Source organism: Caulobacter sp. GW821-FHT12A07 (assembly GCF_058807655.1).
On sequence record NZ_JBXAQX010000001.1, the window covers coordinates 78,200 to 100,511 of the forward strand.

A 22,312-nucleotide genomic window follows, 5' to 3' on the forward strand; every position below is an offset into this window, starting at 1 on the left:
CCTTAAGTCTTAGAACTGGATGTTGGCGCCGAAGAAGACGGTCCGGCCGCTCTTGGTGTGGTTCCACAGGCGGTGGGCGCCCGGCTGGGTCACGTTCACGCCGGTGGTCGAGTTGTAGACGTAGAAGCTGTTGTACTGCGCCTCGCGCTCGTCGGTCAGGTTGACCCCGTCCAGCGTCAGGCGGATGCGCGGGCTGACCTGGTAGAAGGCCGCCGCGTCGACATAGGTGGTGGCCTCGAAGCCGCCGCTGTCGATCGTGTAGTCCGAGCGGTAGTTCGACGACACCCGCGCGCCCCACTTCGTGGTCTCGTAGTAGAGCGTGATGTTGGTGTTGACGTCCGACAGGCCGTAGATCTGGCCCTTGAACTCCTTGCCGCTGATCTTGTTGGTGGTCTCGGAGTCGATCAGCGTCAGGTTGGCGACCATGCCCAGGTTCTTGAGCGGACCGGGCAGGAAGAAGAAGTCGCTCTGGGCGCTCAGTTCCAGGCCGCTCAGCGTGGCCGAGGCGTTGTTGACCGAGCGGGTGTAGATCACCGGGGTCGAAGCCGTAACGCCCGTCACCAGGCCTTCGGCCAGGCCCGTGTCGGAATAGAGGGCGTTGGACGTCGTGCTGCTGACCAGATTGTCGATCTTCTTGTGGAAGACGCCGGCGGTCAGCATGCCGATGCTGCCGAAGTACCATTCGGCCGACAGGTCGAACTCGTCCGAGGTGTAGGGGTCGAGGTTCGGGTTGCCGCTCGACACCGTCACCGTCGAGCCGTCGACGCTGATCGAGCCGTTCATGGCGTAGGCGGCCAGGGACGGACGGTTGATGTTCTGGGCCGCGGCGGCGCGGATCTGGAACTGGTCGGTGACCTCGAGCACGGCGTTGAAGGCCGGCAGGACGCCTGAATAGCTCTTCTTGACGGTGGTCGGGGTGTTGACGCCGCGCACGGCCATGACGCCGGTCGAGGTCAACTCGGTGTCGTAGGCGCGGGCGCCGACGTTGCCGCGCAGCGGCATGCCGGCCAGCTCGGTCTTCCAGTCCAGCTGCAGGTAGCCGGCGTTGGTGTCTTCCTGCACCGCGTAGATCGACTTGGGCGCGCCAAGGGTGCGGGTGATGTTGTAGGCCGCCAGGGCCTTGTTCCAGTCGACGATCAGCCAGGACTGGTCGTCGTGCTCGCGGAAGATCTTGTAGTAGCTGTTGACGTGGTCATCGAGCGTGCCCTTTTCCCAGGCCGTCTTGTTCACGTCGTCGTTGGTCTGGGTGTAGCCCGAGTTCTCGAAGCCGCGGAACGACACGCCGCCCTTCAGGGTGAACACGTCGTCGAACTGGTAGGAGCCGTTGAACTCGGCGTTCTTCAGCTTCGTCGTCTGGTAGGTGGCCGAGAAGTCGATCTCGTGGGCGCGGTAGTTGTTGGGGTCGGTGGTGTCCCAGCCGTAGATGTTCTTGGCCGTCTTGCCGCGGTAGTCGGTGATCAGGTCGCCGAAGGCCTCGGTGTAGAACTTGTCCGAGATCGGGATGTCGTAGTCCGAGGTCTCCTGGCCGATGTGGCCGTCGAACTTCAGCTTGTCGGAAACCTCCCACTCGCCGGTCAGGACCAGCTGCTTGAAGGTGTTCTCGGTCTCCTGGCGACGGGTCTCGGTGGCGAACACCGTGTTGGCGACGTCGGCGTAGATGATCGTGTTGTACTGGTCGTACTGGATCGAGCGCAGCACCGGGGCGGCGGTCGTCACGCCCGAGTGCGGCGTGGCCGCGCCCAGGATGGTCGAGCCGACGCTGGCGCGGGTGGCCAGGTGGTTCTCGCTGCGGTCGTTGGAGAACTTGCCGTACAGGCCGTCGAGCGTGAGGGTCACGGTCTCGACCGGACGCCATTGCAGCGCGGTGGTCACGCCCAGGCGCTCGTTGTCGGCGCCCCAGACCGACAGGCGGTTGCCGCGCTGGAAGATCAGCTCGCCGTTGGTGGCCTTCAGCGCGTCGGCGGCGCTGAGATTGACGACGTTGGCGGCGTTGGCCTTCTGCTGGCCCGCGCCGTAGGTGTTGTAGCCCTGCTCCTCGACCTGGCGCTTGGAGTAGGCCACCGAGACCAGCACGCCGAACTTGTCGTCGAAGTTCTGGCTGAACATGCCCGCGACGCGCGGCTGGAAGTCTTCGGTGGCGCTGTTGGTGCCGCCCTGCAGCGACAGCGCCATCTTGCGGCCGTCATAGGCGAACGGCTTGGCGGTGTAGAGGCCGACGGTGCCGGCCATGCCGCCCTCGTCCTGCTCGGCCGAGAACGACTTGCGCACGTCGATCTTCGAGAACAGCTCCGAGGCGAAGATGTTGAAGTCGAAGGCCCGGTCGCGCGAGGTCTGGCCGCGGCTGTCCATCGGCGAGTCGACGTTGCCCAGCACTTCCATGCCGTTCAGCTGCACGCGGGTGTAGTCGGGACCCAGGCCGCGCAGAGACACGCGACGGCCTTCGCCGGCTTCGCGGTTGATGGCCACGCCCGGCAGGCGCTGCAGCGACTCGGCGAGGTTGAGGTCGGGGAACTTGGCCATGTCCTCGGCGACGATGACGTCGGCGACGATGCTGCTGTCGCGCTTCATCTGGCGGGCCACGCCCAGCGACTTGCGGAAGCCCTGGACGACGATGGCGTCGACTTCGCTGGCGTCGTCGGCCGGCGCGGTGGCGATCGGCGTGTCGGCCGCGACCTCGGCGGCGTGGGCCTGGGCCGTCAGCATGGCGAAGGCCAGGACGGCCGAAGCGGCGCCAAGCGACAGCGCCTTCTTAGTGGTGGACATGAGACCCCCTGCAACTGGATCGCCGGAAGCCTCCAGAGAGCGGGCCACGGCGCGATGGCGGGGCGGTTAGGGCGAAATTGTGACGGTGTGTTACGAGTTCGATAACGAGCGTATGAAGCGAGCGTTTGGCGGCCGACTATCCACGATTTTATTGCGTGTCGGTCGCAAATCAGAGCGGCGACACTGACGTCGAACCGTCATGCGGCGCCGCTAGAGAGGCCGCTTGTTCTGGTGGAGTGCGGCCCATGTTCGGCTTGGTGGCGGTGATGGCGATGGCGGCGGCGGCGAGCGACGCCCCGCTGCGGATGAACGATCTGACGGCCGTCGGCACCCACAATTCCTACAAGCAGGCCATCCCCGCCGACGAGCTGGCGGCCATGGTCGCCGCGCGCGGCCAGCCGGTGCTGGCCATCGACTACGCCCACCGCCCCCTGGCCGAACAGCTGGACGCCGGCGCCCGGCAGCTGGAGATCGACGTCGTCAATGACCCGGCCGGCGGCCTCTACGCCAAGCCGCTGACGGCGCTGGGCCGGGGAACGGTGCTGCCGCCCCGCGTCGCCGAAGCCCTGGCCAAGCCCGGCTTCAAGACCCTGCACATGCCCGACATCGACTTCCGCAGCTCGTGCGTGACCTTCGTGGAGTGCCTGTCGCAGGTGCGCGCCTGGTCGGACGCCCATCGCGACCACGCGCCGATCCTGATCATGCTCAACGCCAAGGAAGGCGCGGCCTCCATCCCGGGCGGCGTCACGCCCCTGCCCTTCGACGAAAAGGCCTTCGACGCGCTGGACGCCGAAATCCGCAGCGTGTTCGGCCCCGACCGCCTGATCGACCCCGACCTGGTGCGCGGCAAGAAGCCGACCCTGCGCGAGGCGGTGCTGGCCGGCGGCTGGCCGACGCTGGAGGCCGCGCGCGGCAAGGTGTTCTTCGCCCTCGACGAGGGTCCCGAGAAGGTGGCGATCTATCGCGGCAAGCGCGCCTCGCTGGAAGGCCGGGCGATGTTCGTCAACACCGACGAGGCCTCGCCGGCCGCCGCCTATCTGACGCTGAACGACCCCATCGCCCAGAAGGACCGCATCGCCGCGGCCGTGAAGGCCGGCTTCATCGTCCGCACCCGCGCCGACGCCGACACCTGGGCCGCCCGCAACGGCGACATCGCCCAGCGCACGGCCGCCCTGACCAGCGGCGCCCAGTACGTCTCGACCGACTATCTGTGGGCCGACCCGCGCCTGCCCTGGAACTACACCGCCCGCCTGCCCGGCGGCGAGGCGGCGGCCTGCAATCCCGTCCGCGCGCCCAAGGGATGCGACGGCGCGCTGGAACTGACGGCGGGCGCCTCGGCCACCGGCTATCTCGCCCCGGCCCAACGCCCCGACCTGACCAAGGTGCTGGCCGCTCCGCCGGCCCAGGGCTCGCCCCGCGCTATCTCTGACGCCGCGATCTTCGACGCCAGCCGATCGCTGAAGGACACCCCCCGCTGGGCGCTGGCGACCGCCGACGTCAAGGGCTCGATGTTCGACCATTTCGCCGACGCCTTGGGCGTGCGCCTGACGCCGCAGGAAGCGCCGATCCTGGCCGCCCTGCTCGAACGGGCCGGCGACGACCGCTCCGTGGTGGGAACCGCCAAGACCTTCTGGGGAACCAAGCGCCCCTATATCGGCAAGGACACGGCGCCCGTCTGCGAAGCGAAGACCGACCACCTGGCCGGCAATCCCGACTATCCGTCCGGCCACTCGGCCCATGGCGAGCACGTGGCGATGATCCTGGCCGAGGTCGCCCCCTCGCGCGCCGACGCCCTCTACGCGCGCGGCCGGGAATATGCCGAGAGCCGCTGGATCTGCGGCTCGCACACGGTCAGCGCCACCGAGGCCGGCTTGCAGGCGGGGGCCGTGATCTACGCCGCCGAGCATCGCTCGGCCGCCTTCCGCTTCGACATCGACATGGCCCGCGCCGAGGTGTCGGCCGCCCTGGCGAAGGCAGGAAACAAATAGCCGAACCCGACTCGTCGAACGGCGCTTGCCAAAACGATAGTTATAGCTAGCATCCTCCTCGTACGGACATGCGGGGGGTTGTAGTGCGCAAGCTGCAAGTGTTCGCCGGGGTCGCGACTGTCGCCTTGATGGCGGTCGCGACCTCTTCCAGGGCCCAGACGGCAAGTGAAGCCGCGCCGGTCGCACTCGACGAGATCGTCGTCACGGCTCAGAAACGGGCCGAGAACCTGCAGGACGTGCCGGTCTCGGTGACCGCCATGACCGGCAAGCAGCTGCAGGACCAGAGGGTCAGCGACGTGCTGGCCCTGTCGGGCATGGCGCCGGGCCTGCAGATCAAGACCGACGACAACGCCGCCAATCCGCGGATGTTCATTCGCGGCATCGGCGTCAACGACTTCAACCCGGGCACGGCCAGCGCCGTCGGCGTCTATGTCGACGGGGTCTACATCGCCTCCCCGCTCGCCCAGCTGGCCGGCTTCTACGACCTGGAGCAGGTCGAGGTGCTGCGCGGGCCGCAGGGCACGCTCTATGGCCGCAACACCACCGGCGGGGCGATCAACATCGTCACCAAGAAGCCGTCGAACAGCCCGGGCGGCGACATCGCCGTCGAGTACGGCCGGTTCAACGCCGTCAACGCCCAGGGCGGGTTCGGCGGGCCGATCATCGACGACACGCTCTTCTTCCGGATCAGCGGCCTCTACGACAAGAACGACGGCTACACGACCAACCGGCTGACCGGGAACAAGGGCAACGACGCCAACCGCTGGGCGCTGCGCGCGGCCCTGCGCTGGAAGCCCGACGACAAGCTGACCGCCGACCTGTCGCTGAGCCTGAACCAGTCGCGCGGCGGCTCGATCTGGACCTACAACCGCTCGATCCTGCCCCAGACGGCCGAAGCGACCGGCGCCGACGGCTTCTGCAAGGCCGGCTTCTACACCTCGGGCCAGTGCACCAACGCCCTGGGCTACGCCAACACCAGCGGGAACCTCTACGAGGGCGACTACCGGTTCGAGGGCAAGGACATCGTCAAGCTGTTCGGCGCGACCGCCAGCGTCTCCTACGATCTGGGCGACATGACGCTCTATTCGATCACCAGCTACCAGCGCGCCGCCCGCGACGACTGGGAAGACACCGACGCCAACCCGCTGCAGGTGATCAGCGCCCGCTACATCGCCCTGCAGGAAACCGCCAGCCAGGAGTTCCGCCTGCAGTCGAACGGCGAGGGTCCGTTGCGCTGGGTGACCGGCCTCTACTGGGCCAAGGACGACCTTTCCAACGACAGCCACTACGACGTGCTGGCCGACCTGCGCAATCCGACGCCCGACAACCCGACCGGCATGGATCCGGCCGCCAGCATCGGCGTGTTCGGCTGGCCCCTGACCCTGAAGTCGCGCAGTTGGGCGGTGTTCGGACAGTTCGACTACGACCTGACCGAGCGCCTGACCTTCACCGGCGGCCTGCGCTACTCGGTCGACGACAAGAGCATCCACTACGTCAGCGATGTCGACTACGGGCTCGTCACCCTGTTCGTCCACGACGGCGACAAGAGCTTCAAGTCGCTGTCGGGGCGGCTGGGCCTGCGCTACGCCCTGACCGATGACGCCAACCTCTATGCGACCTACAATCGCGGCTACAAGAGCGGCGGCTTCTTCACCGGCCAGACCGCCGACGAGGCCGACCTCGAGCCCTATTCCGACGAGACCGTCGACGCCTTCGAGGTGGGGGCCAAGAGCGAGTTCCTCGACCGCCGCCTGCGCCTGAACGCGGCCGCGTTCTACTATGATTACAAGGACCTGCAGGTCTACACGACCATCCAGCGCGGCCTGCTGACCGTGCAGTACTTCACCAACGCCTCGGCCGCCCGGGTCTACGGCGCCGAGGCCGAGGTCGAGGCCCGGCCGGCGCGGGGCCTGTCGCTGACCCTGGGCGCTGCGCTGCTGAGCGCCGAGTACCGCGACTTCCATTCGGTGGACCAGGACTATTCGGGCAACCGCCTGCCCTCGGCCCCGAAGCTCAGCTTCAACGGCGCCGTCCGCTACGAGCATCCGCTGCCGATCGGCGACTTCACCGGCCAGCTGGACTTCACCCACCGCTCCAAGGTCTTTTTCGACACCGCCAACACCGAGCGGCTGAGCGACGAGGCCCGCACCTTCGTCAACGGCCAGGTCGGCTGGAAGCTGGACGGCGGCCGCTACGAGCTGGGCGTCTGGGGCAAGAACCTGTTCGACGAGACCAACATCCTCGACATCACCGCCATCGAGGGCCTGGGCTTCGACGCCTTCAGCATGGGACCGCCGCGCACCTACGGCGTCTATCTGCGGGCCCGCTATTGAGCGGCGAGGCCGTGGAGACCGCCAACTGGATAGGTCCGGCGCCGAGCCTGAGCGAACGGCTGGCGGTGCTGTGGATCGGCGTCGTCGGCGTGCTGTTTCCCGGCGTCGGGCCGCTGCTGCTGGGCGGGCTGGAGGCGGCCGGACGCCTCAGCGCCATGGAGATCGGCCTGGCCGGCATGGCCGAGCTGGCGGCCATGGGAGTTGGGGCGGCGCTGCTCGGCCCGGCCTTTGGCGCCAGACGCCTGAGGCCGGCGGCGATCGCCTGCGGCTGTTTCCTGGCGGCGCTGAACCTGGCCTCGACGCAGGTGGACGGCGGGCTGCTGGTGCTGGTCCGCGCCCTGGCGGGCCTGCCGGCCGGGGCGCTGATCTGGGTGGTGACCGGCATGATCGTGCGCTCGCCGCGCCCGGACCGCTGGTCGGGGATCTACCTGACCGTCCAGACCCTGATCCAGCTGGCCGTGGTGGCGACCTTGAGCGCCCTGGTCATCGACCGCTTCGGGCCGGACGGCGGCTTCGTCGTGCTGACGGGCCTGGCTGTATCGGCCGTGGCGGCGGGCTTCCTGGCCCCGCGCGCCTGGACCGCCCTGCCCCAGGCCGATGACGCCCCCCCGAACGCCTTGAAGGGAGGCCTGCCCAGCCCGCGCGGCTGGGTCGCCCTGCTGGCGGTGTTCTGCTTCCAGGCCTTCATCCTCGCCCTGTGGATCTACGCCGAGCCGCTGTCGCGCCAGGCCGGACACGCGCCGAAGGTGGCGGGCCTGGCCTTCTCGATCTCGCTGGCCGCCCAGGTGGCCGGCGGCTTGGCGGCGACGGCCCTAGCGGGACGGGTGTCGTGGTTCGTGTCGCTGGCCGTGGGCGTGATCGCGGCGGCGGCCTGCCTGCTGGTGTTCGCCGCCCTGCCGCCGGCCCCGGCCTTCCTGGCCGCCTCGGGCCTGTTCGGCTTCGCCTGGCTGTTCGCCTCGCCGTTCCTGACGCCCCTGGCGATCGAGGCCGACCCCAGCCGGCGCGCCGCCCTGCTGGGTCCCGGCGCCAGCCTGCTGGGTTGCGCGACCGGACCGCTGCTGGCCGCCCTGATCGTCGGCGAACATGACGTGCGGCCGGCCGTCTGGCTGGCCGGCGGCCTGGCGCTCGTCACCCTGGCCCTGATCGCCGGCCTGCACCTGACACGAGCCAAGGAACCCCGCTGAGCGTTGGCCTCGCGCTCAAACCGCCACGCCGGAAGTGATCGCTGGGGACGAAGCGAAGTTGGCCATTGCGAGCGCGGCCGCCGTCTGATAGCCATCCGCCCTCTTCGCCGACGCAGCTTGTGTCGACCCGGTGGCCCGGTGGCGGAGTGGTGACGCAGCGGACTGCAAATCCGTGCACCCCGGTTCGATTCCGGGCCGGGCCTCCACCCTCTTCACTTCTTCGAAAACCTCGCCGCGGGTCGCCCGCGCGACGGCGCTCTCACGCCGCCGCGCGGACCATGTCAGCCGGCAGCCGGCGCGGGCTTGAGGCGGCGCTCCAGCAGGCCGTTGAGGAAGCGGCGCGCGGGCTGCTCGATCAGATAGAAGCTGACCAGGGCCACGACGATGGCGATCGGCAGCAGGGCCAGCTTGCTGACCGCGTTGTGGCCGGCCTTGTAGAACGGCTGCTGCCACAGATAGAGCGAATAGGAATAGAGGCCCGTCCGGATCAGGATCGGGTGCTGCAGGAGGTTCAGCAGCACGGCGGGCAAGCGGTGCGCGAGGCAGAGGCTCAGCGCCACGCAGGCGGTGCCCAGGCTGTACTTCACCGGGTCGGGAACCTTGTCGAAGCTGAAGACCAGGCCCAGGGCGCCGAGCACCAGCGCCGCCCAGGGCGAGGCCAGCAGGCCCGTCGGCTCCTCGCGAAGCTTCAGGTAGAAGGCCGCCGCCAGCAGGATCGAGGCGCCGCGCACGTCGCTGCGCCAGTAGACCTCGTTGTAGCCGCCGCCGGCCAGGGTCTGCAGCAGGCCGTTGACCATCGCCGCCAGCGCCAGGCCGAAGCAGATCGTCGCCACCGGGACCTCGCCGTCGCGGCTGCGGCTCCACAGGGCCACCAGACCCAGCAGAACGTACATGTGCTCCTCGACGCACAGCGACCAGATGTGGTCGAGCGCCGGGCTGCGGCCGACCAGGCCCTGGGCGTAGTTGGCGGTGAAGGTGATGGCGCTCAGATACTGCTTCAGGTCCGGCCCCTGCCCGTTCAGCAACGGCGCGGCCAGGAACATGATCGTGCAGAACACCAGCAGCGCCGGATAGACGCGCGAGATGCGGCGCGGGAAGAAGCTGGCCAGCGGGACCTGCTTGACGAACAGGATCTCGGCCATCAGCCGGCCGCTGAGCACGAAGAACAATTCGACGCCGAAGCGTCCGAGATTGAGCCACTTGGTGGTCACGAAATGACCGACCAGCACGCTCAAGATCGCGAGTCCTCGCCAGCCATCAAGATGCTGGAGGCGATTCTCGACCGTATTCGACATGGGCCACCACACACACATTCAACGGCAGGGCATGAGCCCTCACCGTTAGGCGCAATTGCGACGGCTTTATACGTAAATCGGAAAATTTTTCGCCACGCGGCGCGCTTTTCCACAGCAAGGCGCAGAATAGCGCAGCCTTAACAGGCCGATTGCTCTTCCCAGAAGCGCACAAAAGCTCAGCAATTCCAGAAAAAGTCCTGGCGCGAGGGTGATTTCTAGTCGCCCCATTCGCGCGAGATAGGCTAATTAGGGCCCAGTGCGAAAGCTCCTCCCCGAGCGTATCGAGACATCGACATGACCGACAATGTGACTGACCAGATCGATCTGGGACGGATGGCTGGCCGTCGCGTGCTCGTCACCGGTTCGTCCGGCTTCATCGGCACGCACCTGACGCGCCGCCTGGCGGCCGCCGGCGCCGAGGTGATCGGCCTGGACCTCAAACCCCAGCGCGAGACCCTGCCGGGCGTCACCTACGTCGTCGGCGACGTGCGCGATCTAGGCGCGGCCGAGCTTCCGAAGATCGACGAGATCTTCAACCTGGCGGCCGTGCACACCACGCCGGGCCACCCCGACCACGAATATTACGACACCAACGTCAACGGCGCCCTGGAAGTGGTGCGCCTGGCCGAGCGTGACGGCGTCAAGCACATCACCTTCACCAGCTCGATCTCGATCTACGGCCCCTCCGAGGAGCGCAAGACCGAGACCAGCGCGCCCGATCCCGTCTCGGCCTACGGCAAGTCCAAGCTGATGGCCGAGAAGATCCATCGCGCCTGGCTGGGCCAGGGCACGGGCCGCTCGCTGGTGGTCGTGCGCCCGGCCGTGGTGTTCGGCGCCGGCGAGGGCGGCAACTTCGCCCGCATGGCGGGGCTGCTGAAGAAGGGCGTGTTCGTGTTTCCGGGCCGGCGCGACACCGTCAAGTCGTGCATCTATGTCGAGGACCTGCTCGACCTGGTGCTGACGGCCGGCGGCCAGGGCCAGCCCCTGATCACGCTGAACGGCAGCTATCCCGAGTGCCCGACGCTCGAGAACATCGTCACCACCCTGCAGGAACGCTACTTCCCGAAGGCCAAGCTCATCGACGTGCCGCAGGGCGTGGTGATGGCGGCGGCCAAGGGTCTGTCGACCCTCAACGGCGTCGGCATCGGCATCCACCCCGACCGCGTGACCAAGCTGGTCCGCTCCACCCACGTCTTCCCGGGCTGGGCGGTGGACAACAAGCTGTTCCCCGAGAACGGCTTCTCGCGCGGCGTCGACCGTTGGGCCGCCGCCACGGGCCAGACCTTCGTCTGACCCGGCCTGCAGCCGCAGCCAGAGCATTTTCCGACGAAGCAGATACCGGTTCGTCGTCAGAAAATGCGTCAAAGCAAAAGACTAGAGCTTCCGTCCTGACGCCGTCAGGACGGAAGCTCTAGTAGCTCGCGGTCGTGACCGTCACCTGGGTGGTGTCGCAGGTCAGGGTCCGCGTCTTGGCGCCGCCGCACAGCACCGGCGCCTTCAGGGGCGTCGAGGCGCCGGCCGGCGGCGTCTTGCCGACGATCGCCTCGACGAGGCGATAGGAACCCGGCTTCACCGTCGCGGGCAGCGGCATCTCATGCACGACAGTGCGCATCTCGCCGTTGTCGTAGCCGTCCAGCGGCGTGGTCTGCTCGGACAGCACCGTCCCGCTGCCATTGGCCTTGATGACCGAATAGAGGCTCTGGGTCGCGGCGACGCCCGAGGGCGCGCTCAGGCGGGACGTCACCTTCACCGACGCGACGCCGGCCGGCAACGACACAGAGCCGCCGCTTTCGGCGTCGCCGATGGCGGCCGCGCCGAACACCACGCGATCCATGTCGCCGGGCGCGCTGTAGCGATAGTCCGCCGGATCGGGGGTATAGGCGCTGTCGCCGCAACGCGCCCCGGCGTCGGACGCCTCGCTGAACTGGCAGACCCGCACATAGTCGATGCTGAGGGCCTGCGGAAAATAGGAGTCGTCGATCCCGTAGCGCCCCGCCCAGCTGCCGCCGATCGCGAAGTTGAGCAGCACGTGAGCCGGCGCGGCCAGCACGCCAGACTTGTTCAGCCAGGCATAGGGCCGGCGATAGAGCACCTTGCCGTCCAGCAGCACGGTGTAGTCGGTCGGCGTCCACACCAGCCCGAACACGCGCCAGCCGTCGCTGAGATCCTCCGTGCCGACGAAGGACTTCAGCTTGGTGTTATATTCCGGATGGGTCTCGTAATAGGTCACGGCCGAGCCGCGCGGGGTGTCCACGGCGGCCGAGTGCACCATGTTCGGCAGGTCCTCCCCGCCGTTGACCACATATTCCATGATGTCGATCTCGGGCGGCCAGCTGAGGGCGCCGGAGGCGTCGTAGTCGGAATTGAGCCAGAAGGCCGGCCAGATGCCCTTGCCCTTCGGCAGCTTCACCCGCGCTTCGTAGTAGCCGTAATAGAAGGTCTGCAGCGAGCGGATCATGCCCGACTCGTAGGCCCCCTCCCCGGTCTTGCGGGCGACCAGGTCGAGCACCCCGTCCTTGACGACATGGTTGTCGTTGTCGCGGTAGCGCTGGACCTCGTCGTTGAGCTTGTCCTGCTTTTCGTTGCCGTAGATGTAGCGGGTGGCCCAGACGCTGCGGTCCAGGGCCGACCCGTCGAAATTGTCCTCAAATACCAGCTTCCAGCCGCTCGCCAGGGCGGCGGGCGGCGCCGAGAGCATCGTCGCCGCCAGGATCAGCGCCTGCCAGCGCCGCGTTGCGGTTTTCATCGAGGGCCTCCATCGCGCCGATCGCACCAGGAGCCGTTTCCGCAAATTTCCGCGCGGGGCGTTGCAGCAAATATTGCAACGCAGGGCGTATAGCCTTCGACACTTTCTTATGGTGACGCTCGAACAGGAAGTAAATTACGGAAGCAACCAAGTGAGCCGCGATTATCGCCAGGACATACGAAGGAACAAGCGTAGCAATTTTGGATTCGAAGACCACAACAAGCACGATGTTGTGAACCAAGTACAAGCTGTAGGAATAAGATGAGAAGAAATGCGCCACCTTTTTAAGCACAAAAAGTGACACACCTTTGATATCTATCGAAAACGCAAATCCAAACAACATCATAGCCATGAAGGTGGCCGTCTGAGTGCTGTAGGCGAGGTTCGACTTGTCGAGCATCTTGCCGGCGACGCCCAGGGCCCCGACGACGAGCAGGCTGGCGAAGAAGCGGCGGCTGTATTCGCGCCCCGCCATGGCCGCCCACAGCGCGCCGAAAGCGGCGCCGATCATCCAGGTCAGGCTGAGCCCCGAACCGCCGCCCGCGAACAGGTTCCAGACGAAGACCGGCAGGGCCAGGCCCGCGGCGACGGCGGCGGTCAGCCAGTTGATCCGCTGGCGGGCGACCACCAGGAACGCGAACAGGCCCGCGACGACATAGATCCAGAACTCGATGGCCACCGTCCACAGCGGCTCGGCGGCGTTGTACGAGCGCACATAGTAGGGCCAGACGTTCACGAACTTCGACGCCGCCTGGAACAGCGGATAGTCGTTGAGCAGGAACAGGTTGCCGAAGAAGGCGGCCACGCCCTCGTTCACGCCGCGCTGTCCCCAGCGCCCGTCGATCAGGAAGAAGTTGGCCAGCACCGCCAGAACCAGCACGGGCACGAGCGGGGTGAAGATCCGCGCGATCCGGTCGGCCAGGAAGTCGGCGAAACGCTCCTCGCCCGACCGCAGGTGGTTGAGCAGCGAGGTGAAGATCAGCATGCCGCTGAGCAGGAAGAACACGACCACGCAGTAGCCGCCGAGCTCCTGGATGGGCCAGGGCAGATGGAAGACCAGGCGCGTGTGGGCCAGCACGACCAGGCTGGCGGCCAGACCGCGCGCCAAGTCCAGAAACGCCGACGAGGTCTCGCCGAGGCGGACCCTTGGCGCGGGCCTGCCCCCCGCCGTCACCGCGTCCGTCATCTGCCCACCTCTATTCCCATTCGCTCGGAAGACACGCGGCGACCGCGCGCTCATATGCCTGGACGTTCTCGCCGACCGCCGCCCTCAACGGGAAGGCCGCCAGGCGACCGGACGCCCTTGTATCTAGACCCGCGCCACGGCCCGCTTCAGGAAAGCGGGACGCGCCGCCGGCACGTAGCGCCACTGGATCAGCCGCGTGGCCAAGGCCCGCGGCGTCGCCGCGATGGCCAGCACCCAGAAGAACAGGACGGCCTGGGCCGCGCTCGAATTGCCCTGAGGGCGCAAGACCGCCCCCACCGCGTCGCCGATCAGCTTCAGACGGCTGTCGCCTTCGATCGGGTGGTCGCCCGGCGTCAGGGCCAGGCTCGACGCGCGCAGGGCGCAGACATTGAGGCTGCCGCGGAAGGCCTGCGGACGCACGGCGACGCCGCTGCGCTGGGCCACGCCCGCGCTGAACGCCGAGCGCTTGACCGCCCGCCGCACCTCGTTGCTGAAGCGCGAAACATTCAGCGACGCCATCGCGGCGATGTTCTTGCCGTGCACGCGGTAGGAGACCAGCGGCCTGGCGATCGTCACCACCTCGCCCAGGAACGGCGCGGTGGAGAGGAAATAGCTGTCGGTCGCCCGGTCCATGGTCAGATCGAGGGGGAACAGCTGGTCGAGGAAGCGGCGGGTGTAGACGTTGCCCGATCCAGGCGGGGTCGGATAGGAGCCCGCCGAGGCCGCCCATTGGCGGATCTGCCCGGGCGTGGGCTTGGCGCCGTATTTCGGAAACACGTTCCCCAGGGGCTTTCCCTCGGCGTCGACGGTCTGCATCTGCACCTGGACCTTGCTGGTCTGCGGCGTCAGGACGGCCGCCACCTCGCGGATCAGCGACGGATCGACCAGGTCGTCGGAGTCGAGGAAGATGATCAGGTCGCCGGTCGCCAGGGCGTAGCCGGCGTTGCAGGCCGTGGCCGGGCCGCCGTTCGCCTTGAAGACGGGCGTCACCCGATCGGCGTAGCGCTCGATCACCTGGCGCGAGCCGTCGGTAGACCCGTCGTCCACCACGATGATCTCCACGTCCGGCCAATCGAGGGCCAGGGCGCTTTCGATGGCCGCGCCAACGAAGGATTCGTAGTTGTAGTTGGGGATGACGACCGAGACTTTGAGAAGCTTTTCGCCAGTCATTTCAACGATCTCCAGCTGCAACATACTCACACTGCACAACCTGGCTGGACATCACGGCCACGCATCACCCATGCAGACCCTGCGAAAAGCCCCGTTAGAGGACAAACCGGGTCAAAACAATGGCGATTGCGCCGAAGTCGACGCTTCCTCCTTTTTCAGTGAAGACTACGCCTTCTGATGGACGTCAGCTTCACCGTAACCGGCAACGCACGAATGCGCCTTCGGTTCTTCATGATGGTGTTATTATTTTTCCTTCACAAGAATAGCGCGCGAACGCGGCAGATCGATGAAGCGAACCGCCGAAGTTTTGACCAGCATCTCAGTTAACCGATGCAGGCGTCGCGTCGCCGCCCACGCATCCGCGGCGACGCCCCTGCCCGGTCGGTGACGGATCAGATGCGCGAGATCGCCCGGCGCATCAGCCGCGGGCGCGACACCGGCACATAGCGCCAGAGGATCAGCGTGCGCGACATCCGCCGGGGCGCCGCGGCGATCGCCAGGACCCACAGGAACAGCGCCAGCTGGGCCTTCGCCGAATTGCCCTGAGGCGTCACCACGGACCGCATCAGGTCGCGCAGCACCACCAGGCGATTGTCGCCCTCCAGCGGATGCTGGTTCGGCGTCAGCACCAGGCTCGAAGCCCGCAGCGAACAGACGTTGAGGCTGCGGCGGAACGCGTCGGGGCGCACGGCCACGCCGTTCTGCCTGGCCAGGCTGGCGCTGAACCGCGAGCGGGTGATCGAGCGCCCGACCTCCTTGCTGAAGCGCGCCTCATGGAGTTCGGCCATCGCGCCCATGTTGCGGCCGTGCACCCGGTAGGAGACCAGCGGCTTGGCCACCGTCACCACGTCGCCCAGGAACGGCGCGGTCGACAGGGTGTGGCTGTCGGGGGCGAAGTCCATGGCCGCGTCGAGCGGGAACAGCTTGTCCAGGAACTGGCGGGTATAGACGTTCCCCGATCCCGGCGGCGTCGGATAGGAACCGGCGAACCCGGCCCACCTGCGGATCTTCGCCGGATCCAGGCTGGCGCCGTACTTCGGGAACACGTTCGAAAGCGGCCTGCCGTGGAAGTCGATCGACTCCATCTGGACCTGCACCTTGCTCACCTTCTCGGTGACCAGGGGGAAGACTTCCTTGATCAGGTCCGGCGCGACGAGGTCGTCGGAGTCCAGGAACACCACCAGACCGCCGCTGCTGACCGCATAGCCGTCGTTGGTGGCGGCGACCTGGCCGCCGTTCTCGCGATAGATGGCGGTGATCCGGTTCTCGTAGCGACCGATCACATCCTTCGAATGATCGGTCGAACCGTCGTCAACGACGATCACTTCTACATCAGGCCAGTCCAGCGCCAGGGCGCTCTCGATCGCTGCGCCGACAAACTCGGCATAGTTGTAGTTCGGTATTACTACCGAGACTTTATTCAGATTGTACAACTTGCCCCCCCGGGCAGTGCTTCCGGCTGCGCTGGCTAGGCGCTGGCCGCAACGCGACGTCTGACGAAGCTAAGGCCGAAATCGACCAGCTCCTTAACCAGCGCGCGATCTAGCACGAACAATACACCTGCGAAAGCCACCGCTCCGGCCGGGACCAAGGCGAGGGCGCGGACCACGGCCGGCAGGCTGTCGGGGAGGATCAGGCGCAGGCCGTACACCACCCCGGCCATGACCAGGGCGGCCGCCAGCGGCGCCCGGATCTGCACGAACTGGTCCTTGAAGGTCAGGCCGGTCGCGCGCTTGAGCATGCCGCCGAACAGCGGCGCGTAGATGAACTCGCAGCTCACCCACACCGCCACCGCCACGCTGGCGGAGGAAAGGTGGGTCACGAAGATGGCAGCGATCAGCCAGCTCAGCCCCACCGCATAGCCCATCATGACCATGTGCGGCCGGCCCATGGCGGTCAGGATCGGGATGATGAACAGGCGCGGGGCCTGCAGCAGCACCAGGAAGCCCAGGGCGGTGACGTAAGGCGCGGCGGCGATCCACTGGCGCCCGAACAGCAGCTCCACCACCTCGGGCGCGGTGACGCCCAGGCCCACGAAGCCGGCGTACATCACCGTGCAGGCCAGGCCCACGGCCAGGCCGTAGGCGCGGCGCAGGCGCGGCAGGTCGCTCTGCAGCCGCGACATCATCGGCAGGGTCACCTGCTGCAGGGCGGTGGCCGAGATCGACCAGAAGGTGTCGATGGTCCGGAAGGCCAGGTTCACGAAACCCGCCGTGCCCGCGCCCAGATAGATGCCGGCGAAGAAGACGAACATCCGCTTGATGGCGAAGTTGACGAACAGGGCGCTGACCGACAGCGCGCCGAACGCCGTCAGCTGCTTGAACTCGACCAGGCCGAACCGGAAGCGCGGGCGGTCCTTGCTGGCGATCCACAGCACCGCCGAGCCGAGATAGACCATCAGCAGCTGCTGGGCGACCAGCGCCCAGACGCCGGCCCCCATGAAGGCGATGGCGATGCCCACCGCCGCGCCGCTAAGGCGTCCGGCGAAGGAGCGCAGCGCCAGGGCCTTGAAGCCGAACTCGCGCCGCTGGCGGGCCACCAGGGTCGAGGTCGCGCCGGCCGCCAGGAAGCTCAGGCTCATCCAGCCCAGGATCTTGCCGGCCTCGGGCTCGTGCGTCAGCTGGCTGAACAGCGGCCCGATCGCCCAGCATCCGGCGGTCAGCAGCACGCAGATGCCCATCGAAGCGGTGAAGGCGGTGTCGAAATGGCGCTCGGTGATGTCCTTGCGCTGCACCAGGGCGTCGTGGAACGCCATGTTCGACAGGATGCCGATCAGTTCGACGACGGCCAGGACCATGGCGAACAGGCCGAACTGCGCCGGCGGCAGCAGCCGCGAATAGATGATCAGCGAAGCGAACGAGACAAGCGAAAGCCCGCCGTTCTCCAGCGCGCTCCAGAATGCGGATTTCGACGCTGTCGCGCGGTCGACGGCCATGATGTCCTCGATCGTGACGGGCGCGCGGCTCTCGGCCGCGCCCCGGTCACTGGGTCTGGTCACTGGGTAATGGGAGCGGCGCTCGCAGGGCCGCCGCGAAGACGCGAGAGCGCGTTGCGGAGCGGTGCGAGGACTTCCGAGCGGTTGAAGCGCAGGTTGATCAGCGGCCGGGCCAGCCCCTTCGGGCAGGCCAGCAGCAGGGTCAGCCAGGCGAAATTGGCGAGCTTCGACTTGGCGCTGGCCGGCTGGGCGGCCACCAGGCCGATCGCCGTGCGCCACAGCCCAGCGACGCTCTCGCGCTCCTGGCCCGGATAGGCGTCGTCGAGCTTGCGCGCCATCAGGCGGTAGTTGACGAAGACCAGTTCGCTGTCGAGCAGGTCGCCGGCCGGCAGGGCCGCTCCCAGCGCCTGGGCGTGGTCGCGCAGGATGTCGAACTCGGCCGCGCGGAAGGCGATGCGCCGGCCAAAGTCTGGATGCCGCTTGGCCTTGCCCTTGGCGTCCTGGCGGCTGCGGTTCTGGCCGTGCAGGCGGTACTGGCCCAGCGGGCGGGCGATGGTCGCCACCTCGCCATAGAGCGGGGCCAGGGTGTTGAGCACCCCGTCCTGCGACACCGGCGGCGTCATCGGCAGCAGCTTGTCCAGGAAGCTGCGCGCATAGGCGTTGCCCGAGGTGACCGGCCACAGATAGGTGCCGGTGCGCTCGAAGGCGGCGCGCACTTCGCCCGGGCCGTAGGGCTGCGGGAAGTTGCAGAAGCGCCGGCCCAGCGCTTCGCCGGCCCCGTCGATGATCTCCAGCTCGAACTGCGCCTTGACCGTTTCGGGGGTCCAGGCGTCGAGAATCGCTTCGAGCGCGCCGTCCAGCAGCAGGTCGTCGGCGTCGAGGAACAGCACGATGTCGGCGCTCGAGCGGGCATAACCGATGTTCACCGCCGCCACCTTGCCGGTGTTGGCCTGGATGACAGGGATCACCTTGTCGCCATAGGCGCGGATCACGTCGGCCGAGTTGTCGGTCGAGCCGTCGTCGATGACGATGATCTCGGCCGCCGGACGGCTTTGCGACAGCACGCTGTCGATCGCCGCGGCGACATAGCGCTCGTAGTTGTAGCAGGTGATGACGACGGCGACGGACGGGCTTGCCTGGGTCATGACACACCTCGCTGCGACCACCGGGGAGCGGCGGTCGCCGGTTTTGGACTCGCGGCCTTGAACGCCGCGACGGACGGGCTGAGCACCACGATCAGCAGCAGCAGGGCGCAGAAGTCCGACTGCAGCAGCAGACCGCCCGACGCCAGCCACGCATAGAGCAGGGCCAGGCGGATCGAAGGGGAAAGCGCCCTGCCCGCGAACGTCGCGAACAGGAACAGCAGGATCGCACCCGACCCGACCAGCCCGTATTCGTAGATCAGCTTGGCCCAGGTGGGGTCGAAGATCTCGAACTTGACGTTGGCGAAGACGATGGCCCGGTCGATCGTGCCCGGCCCGTGGCCCAGCAGCTTGGCCCACTCCGGATAGTAGAAACCGGTCTTCAGCAGGTTCACCGGCGCGACGAAGCGGGCGTAGCCGCTGGTGCCGACCGTCGAGAACTCGTTCAGGCGGCCCAGGAAGAACCACAGGTTCAGCGCGTCGGCGAACAGCAGGAAGAACACGAACGCCGCGCCCAGCACCACGAAGGCGCGGCCCATCGCCTTCACGCCGGTGGGCGCGATCAGGCCCAGCAGCAGGATCAGGATGCCGGTGCCCGAATAGGACAGGGCCATGGCCATGGCGAACACGCCCAGCCGCTGCAGGCGCTTGAAATAGACCAGCTCGATCAGCAGGGCGATGGCGATCAGCGCCGAGAAGCTGGACGGCTCGCGCAGGAAGAAGCCGTTCGACTTCATCACCCCGCCGGCGGCGATCACGGTGTTGTAGTTGCCGCCCGCCCGCAGGAATTCGGGCAGCAGCTGCTTGATGTCGAACAGCCACGGGGCGTGGATGGCGAATTGCAGCATGAACTGCAGCATGCCCGCGAAGGCCAGGATCATCGCCAGGTCGCCATAGCGGCGCAGGCAGAATTCCATCCACTGGCGGGCGTTGATCCGCGGATGAAGCCGCAGGACGAACGGCGCGTAGAGCACCAGCAGCAGCGACAGCGATCCCGCCGAAGCCTCGGAATTGATCGCGGTCGACACCCAGGCGGCCGTCGCCAGCACGCCGTAGAACGCCACCGACGGCAGGCTGACGATGAAGTTGCGCGTCCACAGGCCGTAGGCGGCCAGGACGTAGATCGCCACCAGACTGAACTTCAGCGGAAACCCGCCGACCGTCAGGCCGAGATTGGCCAGGAACAGGATCGAGACGAAGACCGCCGTGACGACGCCCTTGGCGTTGCGCGAAGGCGCGCCGGCCGGCGCGGCGGGCCGGGCGGCCACGCGGGGCGACGGCGCATCCATCGTGATCAGCGACATGACGACGGACCTCCTGCGAGGCTGGCGGGATCGCGACGGCTGGTCATCGCGCCCCACGCGCAGCGAGGAGGGCTTCGTAGAGCGCCCGCGTCGTCTCGCCAATGCCCCGCCAGGAACTATCCTCGGCGCCGGCCGTCGGAATCGAGCGGTCGTTGGCCGCCTGCACGATCGCTCCGGCCAGGGCCTCGACGTCCTCGGGCGGCGTCAGCACGCCCGTGCGGCCGTCCTCCATGGCCTCGGCGAAGACGCCAACACGGCTGGCGATCATCCACTTGTTGAACGAGCGGGTCATGTAATAGACGCCGCTGGCGTCGATGGCCCGATACGGGAACAGGAAGCAGTCGGCCTCCTCGAACAGCGAGGCCATCTCGGCTTCGCTCAGCCGGCCCAGGCGCAGTTCCACCAGGTCTTCGATCCCATAACGCGCGATGGCGTCGGTGATCGGTTGCATGTCCATGTGCGCGGCGCCGGCGACGACGAAGCGGGCCTTGCCGCGTAGGTCGGCGGCCGCGCGTCCGACGGCCTCGACCAGGATGTCGAGACCCTTGTAGGGCTTGATCTGGCCGAACAGCACGAAGACCCAGCGGCCGTCGTCCAGCCGCGGCGACACGGCCGGCGGCGGCGCGCCGACCGGCAGGGGACCGTGATCGACAACCGCGATCCGCTCGGGCGCGAGGCCCCGCGCCTCGAGCGTGCGCCGGGCCGACTGCGTGTGGACGATGACCTTGTCGGCGAGCCGGATCGGCAGGTCGAAACCCAGGTTCTGGAAGAACGAGATCTTCTCGCCGTTGAACGGGTTGGTGTCGTGCACCGTCACCACCACCGGCCGGGCGCGCTTCAGCAGCCAGATGGCCGCGGCGTCGGCCAGGGGCAGCACCGTCCACTGGAAATGGATGACGTCGAAACGGCGCGCCGCGGCCAGCACGCGCAGCAGGCCGGCCAGGTGCGACAGGGCCTTGGCCGGCGCCCGCAGGGGCTTGGGCAGAAAATCCGGCCGATCGAAACGACGGTAGAAGACCGGCGAGGCCTCGCCGGCGGGCCGGAACGCGGCTTCGCCGGCACGCTCGGGCCGCACGGCCCAGGTCTGCGCCACGCCCGCGGCCTCAAGGCCTTCCGAAAGTCCCGTGTCGTAGGGCGCGGTGAACAGGGAGGGATCAAGCAGCAGAGCGGAAAGAGGCCGCTCCGTCATGCGGCACACGACGCCGCCACGCTCTCCTCGCCCTCGACCGCGGGCGCGGTCCAGCGCGTCTCGCGAACCTTGACGAAGCCCCACAGGAAGCCGAGCGACCAGGCCGTGTGCATCACGAAGGCCGCCGGCGCCGCCAGCAGGCCGCAGATCGAGCGGTGCTTCAGCGCCAGCATGACGCCGGTGGCGGCCAGGATGGCGGTGTAGAGCACCGGCCAGGCGGCCAGCACCGGATGGATCGCCACGCCCGCGATCAGCGAAAGCGTCGCGAACACCAGGTGGACCGGCAGGGCCAGCTGCCGCAGGCGGATCGAGGTCGGATGCCGGCGCACCGTCCGCGAGCGGCCGACGCCGTAGTTGAAGTACTGCTTCCACATGCCGCGCAGGGTGTCGCGCGGGAAGTATTCCTGGCGGATCTCGGCGTCGAGGAAGATGCGCCCGCCGACGCCGCGCAGGCGGCAGTCGTACTCGGCGTCTTCGTTGTGGCTGTAGGTCTCGTCGTAGCCGCCGACGCGGCGGAAGCTGTCGATGCGGAAGGCGGCGTGGTGGCCGTGATCGACATAGCCGCTGACGCGGCCGCCGCGGTGCGCCGATCCGCCGGTGCCCACCGGGGTGTTGGACACCCAGGCCACGGCCTTCTGCAGGCAGGCCCCGCCGGTGGAATCCATCGGGATCACCACCGAGTCCGAACGCTCGCGCTGAATGGTGGTCACCAACTGGCGCACGAAGCCGGCGGGATAGGCGCCGTGGGCGTCGCAGCGGACCAGCACGTCCATGCCGTCGCCGAAGCGCTCGACGGCCAGATTGACCGCCGCGCTCTGCAGCCGGAGCGGATTGTGCAGCAGGTGGACGTCGGCGCGCTCGGCCGCGACCGCCTCGACCAGGCCGACGGTGCCGTCAGTGCTGCCGCCGTCGGCGACGACGAACGTCGTGCGCACGTCGGCCGGCAGGTCTTCGGACAGCCGCTGCAGGATGCCGCCGATGTGGCGCGCTTCGTTCAGCGTCGGGATGACGACGAGCACGCCGCCGACCGCCGGGGCCGAGCCCCGGCGTTGGCCTTCTTCTCGCGCCGACATGGGA

General features: G+C 67.8%; 15 protein-coding genes, 1 tRNA gene and 1 pseudogene. 6 read left to right on the forward strand and 11 right to left on the reverse strand.

Annotation, left to right across the window (positions count from 1 at the left end; translation table 11 throughout):
* Positions 1-9: 9 nt before the first annotated feature.
* Positions 10-2,763 (reverse strand): TonB-dependent receptor, encoded by a 2,754-nt coding sequence (locus AC1RRS_RS00350; RefSeq protein ID WP_492853473.1) that lies wholly within the window; start codon positions 2,761-2,763, stop codon positions 10-12.
* 245 nt (positions 2,764-3,008) lie between these two features.
* Between AC1RRS_RS00350 and AC1RRS_RS00355 the strand changes: the two are divergent.
* From AC1RRS_RS00355 to AC1RRS_RS00375, 5 genes and pseudogenes are all read left to right on the forward strand, one after another.
* Positions 3,009-4,073: pseudogene (locus tag AC1RRS_RS00355) on the forward strand (phosphatidylinositol-specific phospholipase C1-like protein); the annotation flags it as partial.
* A 198-nt stretch (positions 4,074-4,271) separates the two neighbouring features.
* On the forward strand, positions 4,272-4,751 hold the full coding sequence (locus AC1RRS_RS00360) for a phosphatase PAP2 family protein (protein ID WP_492853991.1): 480 nt from the start codon (positions 4,272-4,274) through the stop codon (positions 4,749-4,751).
* Positions 4,752-4,834: 83 nt separating this feature from the next.
* A complete protein-coding gene (locus tag AC1RRS_RS00365) occupies positions 4,835-7,084 on the forward strand; it encodes a TonB-dependent receptor (RefSeq protein ID WP_492853474.1) in 2,250 nt (749 codons plus the stop codon).
* Positions 7,081-8,268 (forward strand): MFS transporter, encoded by a 1,188-nt coding sequence (locus AC1RRS_RS00370; RefSeq protein WP_492853475.1) that lies wholly within the window; start codon positions 7,081-7,083, stop codon positions 8,266-8,268. The genes AC1RRS_RS00365 and AC1RRS_RS00370 overlap by 4 nt, the downstream gene beginning before the upstream one ends.
* A gap of 132 nt (positions 8,269-8,400) precedes the next feature.
* A tRNA-Cys gene (locus AC1RRS_RS00375) sits at positions 8,401-8,474 on the forward strand.
* A 75-nt stretch (positions 8,475-8,549) separates the two neighbouring features.
* Here AC1RRS_RS00375 and AC1RRS_RS00380 read toward each other — a convergent pair.
* A complete protein-coding gene (locus tag AC1RRS_RS00380) occupies positions 8,550-9,581 on the reverse strand; it encodes an acyltransferase family protein (protein ID WP_110132633.1) in 1,032 nt (343 codons plus the stop codon).
* Between the two features lie 276 nt (positions 9,582-9,857).
* On the opposite strand from AC1RRS_RS00380, the gene AC1RRS_RS00385 reads away from it, so the two are divergent.
* Complete coding sequence (locus tag AC1RRS_RS00385) at positions 9,858-10,856, forward strand: NAD-dependent epimerase/dehydratase family protein (protein WP_110132634.1); 999 nt, start codon at positions 9,858-9,860, stop codon at positions 10,854-10,856.
* Between the two features lie 118 nt (positions 10,857-10,974).
* Here the strand turns inward: AC1RRS_RS00385 and AC1RRS_RS00390 are convergent, their stop codons facing one another.
* The 9 genes from AC1RRS_RS00390 to AC1RRS_RS00430 all read right to left on the reverse strand — a co-directional run bounded on the left by AC1RRS_RS00390 (position 10,975) and on the right by AC1RRS_RS00430 (position 22,308).
* Entirely contained in the window at positions 10,975-12,309 is a 1,335-nt protein-coding gene (locus AC1RRS_RS00390) for a glycoside hydrolase family 16 protein (RefSeq protein ID WP_492853476.1), read from the reverse strand.
* The gene (locus AC1RRS_RS00395) at positions 12,209-13,495 is read right to left on the reverse strand and encodes an acyltransferase family protein (RefSeq protein WP_492853478.1); all 1,287 of its coding nucleotides are present in this window, start codon (positions 13,493-13,495) and stop codon (positions 12,209-12,211) included. Before AC1RRS_RS00395 ends, AC1RRS_RS00390 begins: the two co-directional genes overlap by 101 nt.
* A gap of 123 nt (positions 13,496-13,618) precedes the next feature.
* Positions 13,619-14,665 (reverse strand): glycosyltransferase family 2 protein, encoded by a 1,047-nt coding sequence (locus AC1RRS_RS00400; protein ID WP_492853479.1) that lies wholly within the window; start codon positions 14,663-14,665, stop codon positions 13,619-13,621.
* A gap of 392 nt (positions 14,666-15,057) precedes the next feature.
* Positions 15,058-16,098, reverse strand: coding sequence for a glycosyltransferase family 2 protein (locus AC1RRS_RS00405; protein WP_492853480.1), 1,041 nt, complete (start codon positions 16,096-16,098; stop codon positions 15,058-15,060).
* A gap of 35 nt (positions 16,099-16,133) precedes the next feature.
* Positions 16,134-17,663: a lipopolysaccharide biosynthesis protein gene (locus AC1RRS_RS00410; protein WP_492853481.1), complete on the reverse strand. Its 1,530-nt coding sequence runs from the start codon at positions 17,661-17,663 to the stop codon at positions 16,134-16,136.
* Positions 17,660-18,745: a glycosyltransferase family 2 protein gene (locus tag AC1RRS_RS00415; RefSeq protein WP_492853482.1), complete on the reverse strand. Its 1,086-nt coding sequence runs from the start codon at positions 18,743-18,745 to the stop codon at positions 17,660-17,662. Before AC1RRS_RS00415 ends, AC1RRS_RS00410 begins: the two co-directional genes overlap by 4 nt.
* A complete protein-coding gene (locus tag AC1RRS_RS00420; RefSeq protein ID WP_492853483.1) occupies positions 18,742-20,046 on the reverse strand; it encodes a hypothetical protein in 1,305 nt (434 codons plus the stop codon). Before AC1RRS_RS00420 ends, AC1RRS_RS00415 begins: the two co-directional genes overlap by 4 nt.
* 43 nt (positions 20,047-20,089) lie before the next feature.
* Positions 20,090-21,235, reverse strand: a complete 1,146-nt coding sequence (locus tag AC1RRS_RS00425; RefSeq protein ID WP_492853484.1) for a glycosyltransferase — start codon at positions 21,233-21,235, stop codon at positions 20,090-20,092.
* Complete coding sequence (locus tag AC1RRS_RS00430; protein WP_492853485.1) at positions 21,232-22,308, reverse strand: glycosyltransferase family 2 protein; 1,077 nt, start codon at positions 22,306-22,308, stop codon at positions 21,232-21,234. The genes AC1RRS_RS00425 and AC1RRS_RS00430 overlap by 4 nt, the downstream gene beginning before the upstream one ends.
* Positions 22,309-22,312: the final 4 nt, after the last annotated feature.

Excerpts from the sequence above, each read along its gene's own strand:
- AC1RRS_RS00390 (WP_492853476.1), bottom strand. The coding sequence starts at position 12,309 with ATGAAAACCGCAACGCGGCGCTGGCAGGCGCTGATCCTGGCGGCGACG.
- AC1RRS_RS00395 (WP_492853478.1), bottom strand. The coding sequence starts at position 13,495 with ATGACGGACGCGGTGACGGCGGGGGGCAGGCCCGCGCCAAGGGTCCGC.
- AC1RRS_RS00350 (WP_492853473.1), bottom strand. The coding sequence starts at position 2,763 with ATGTCCACCACTAAGAAGGCGCTGTCGCTTGGCGCCGCTTCGGCCGTC.
- AC1RRS_RS00425 (WP_492853484.1), bottom strand. The coding sequence starts at position 21,235 with ATGACGGAGCGGCCTCTTTCCGCTCTGCTGCTTGATCCCTCCCTGTTC.
- AC1RRS_RS00385 (WP_110132634.1), top strand. The coding sequence starts at position 9,858 with ATGACCGACAATGTGACTGACCAGATCGATCTGGGACGGATGGCTGGC.
- AC1RRS_RS00415 (WP_492853482.1), bottom strand. The coding sequence starts at position 18,745 with ATGACCCAGGCAAGCCCGTCCGTCGCCGTCGTCATCACCTGCTACAAC.
- AC1RRS_RS00420 (WP_492853483.1), bottom strand. The coding sequence starts at position 20,046 with ATGTCGCTGATCACGATGGATGCGCCGTCGCCCCGCGTGGCCGCCCGG.
- AC1RRS_RS00360 (WP_492853991.1), top strand. The coding sequence starts at position 4,272 with ATGTTCGACCATTTCGCCGACGCCTTGGGCGTGCGCCTGACGCCGCAG.
- AC1RRS_RS00380 (WP_110132633.1), bottom strand. The coding sequence starts at position 9,581 with ATGTGTGTGTGGTGGCCCATGTCGAATACGGTCGAGAATCGCCTCCAG.
- AC1RRS_RS00430 (WP_492853485.1), bottom strand. The coding sequence starts at position 22,308 with ATGTCGGCGCGAGAAGAAGGCCAACGCCGGGGCTCGGCCCCGGCGGTC.
- AC1RRS_RS00400 (WP_492853479.1), bottom strand. The coding sequence starts at position 14,665 with ATGACTGGCGAAAAGCTTCTCAAAGTCTCGGTCGTCATCCCCAACTAC.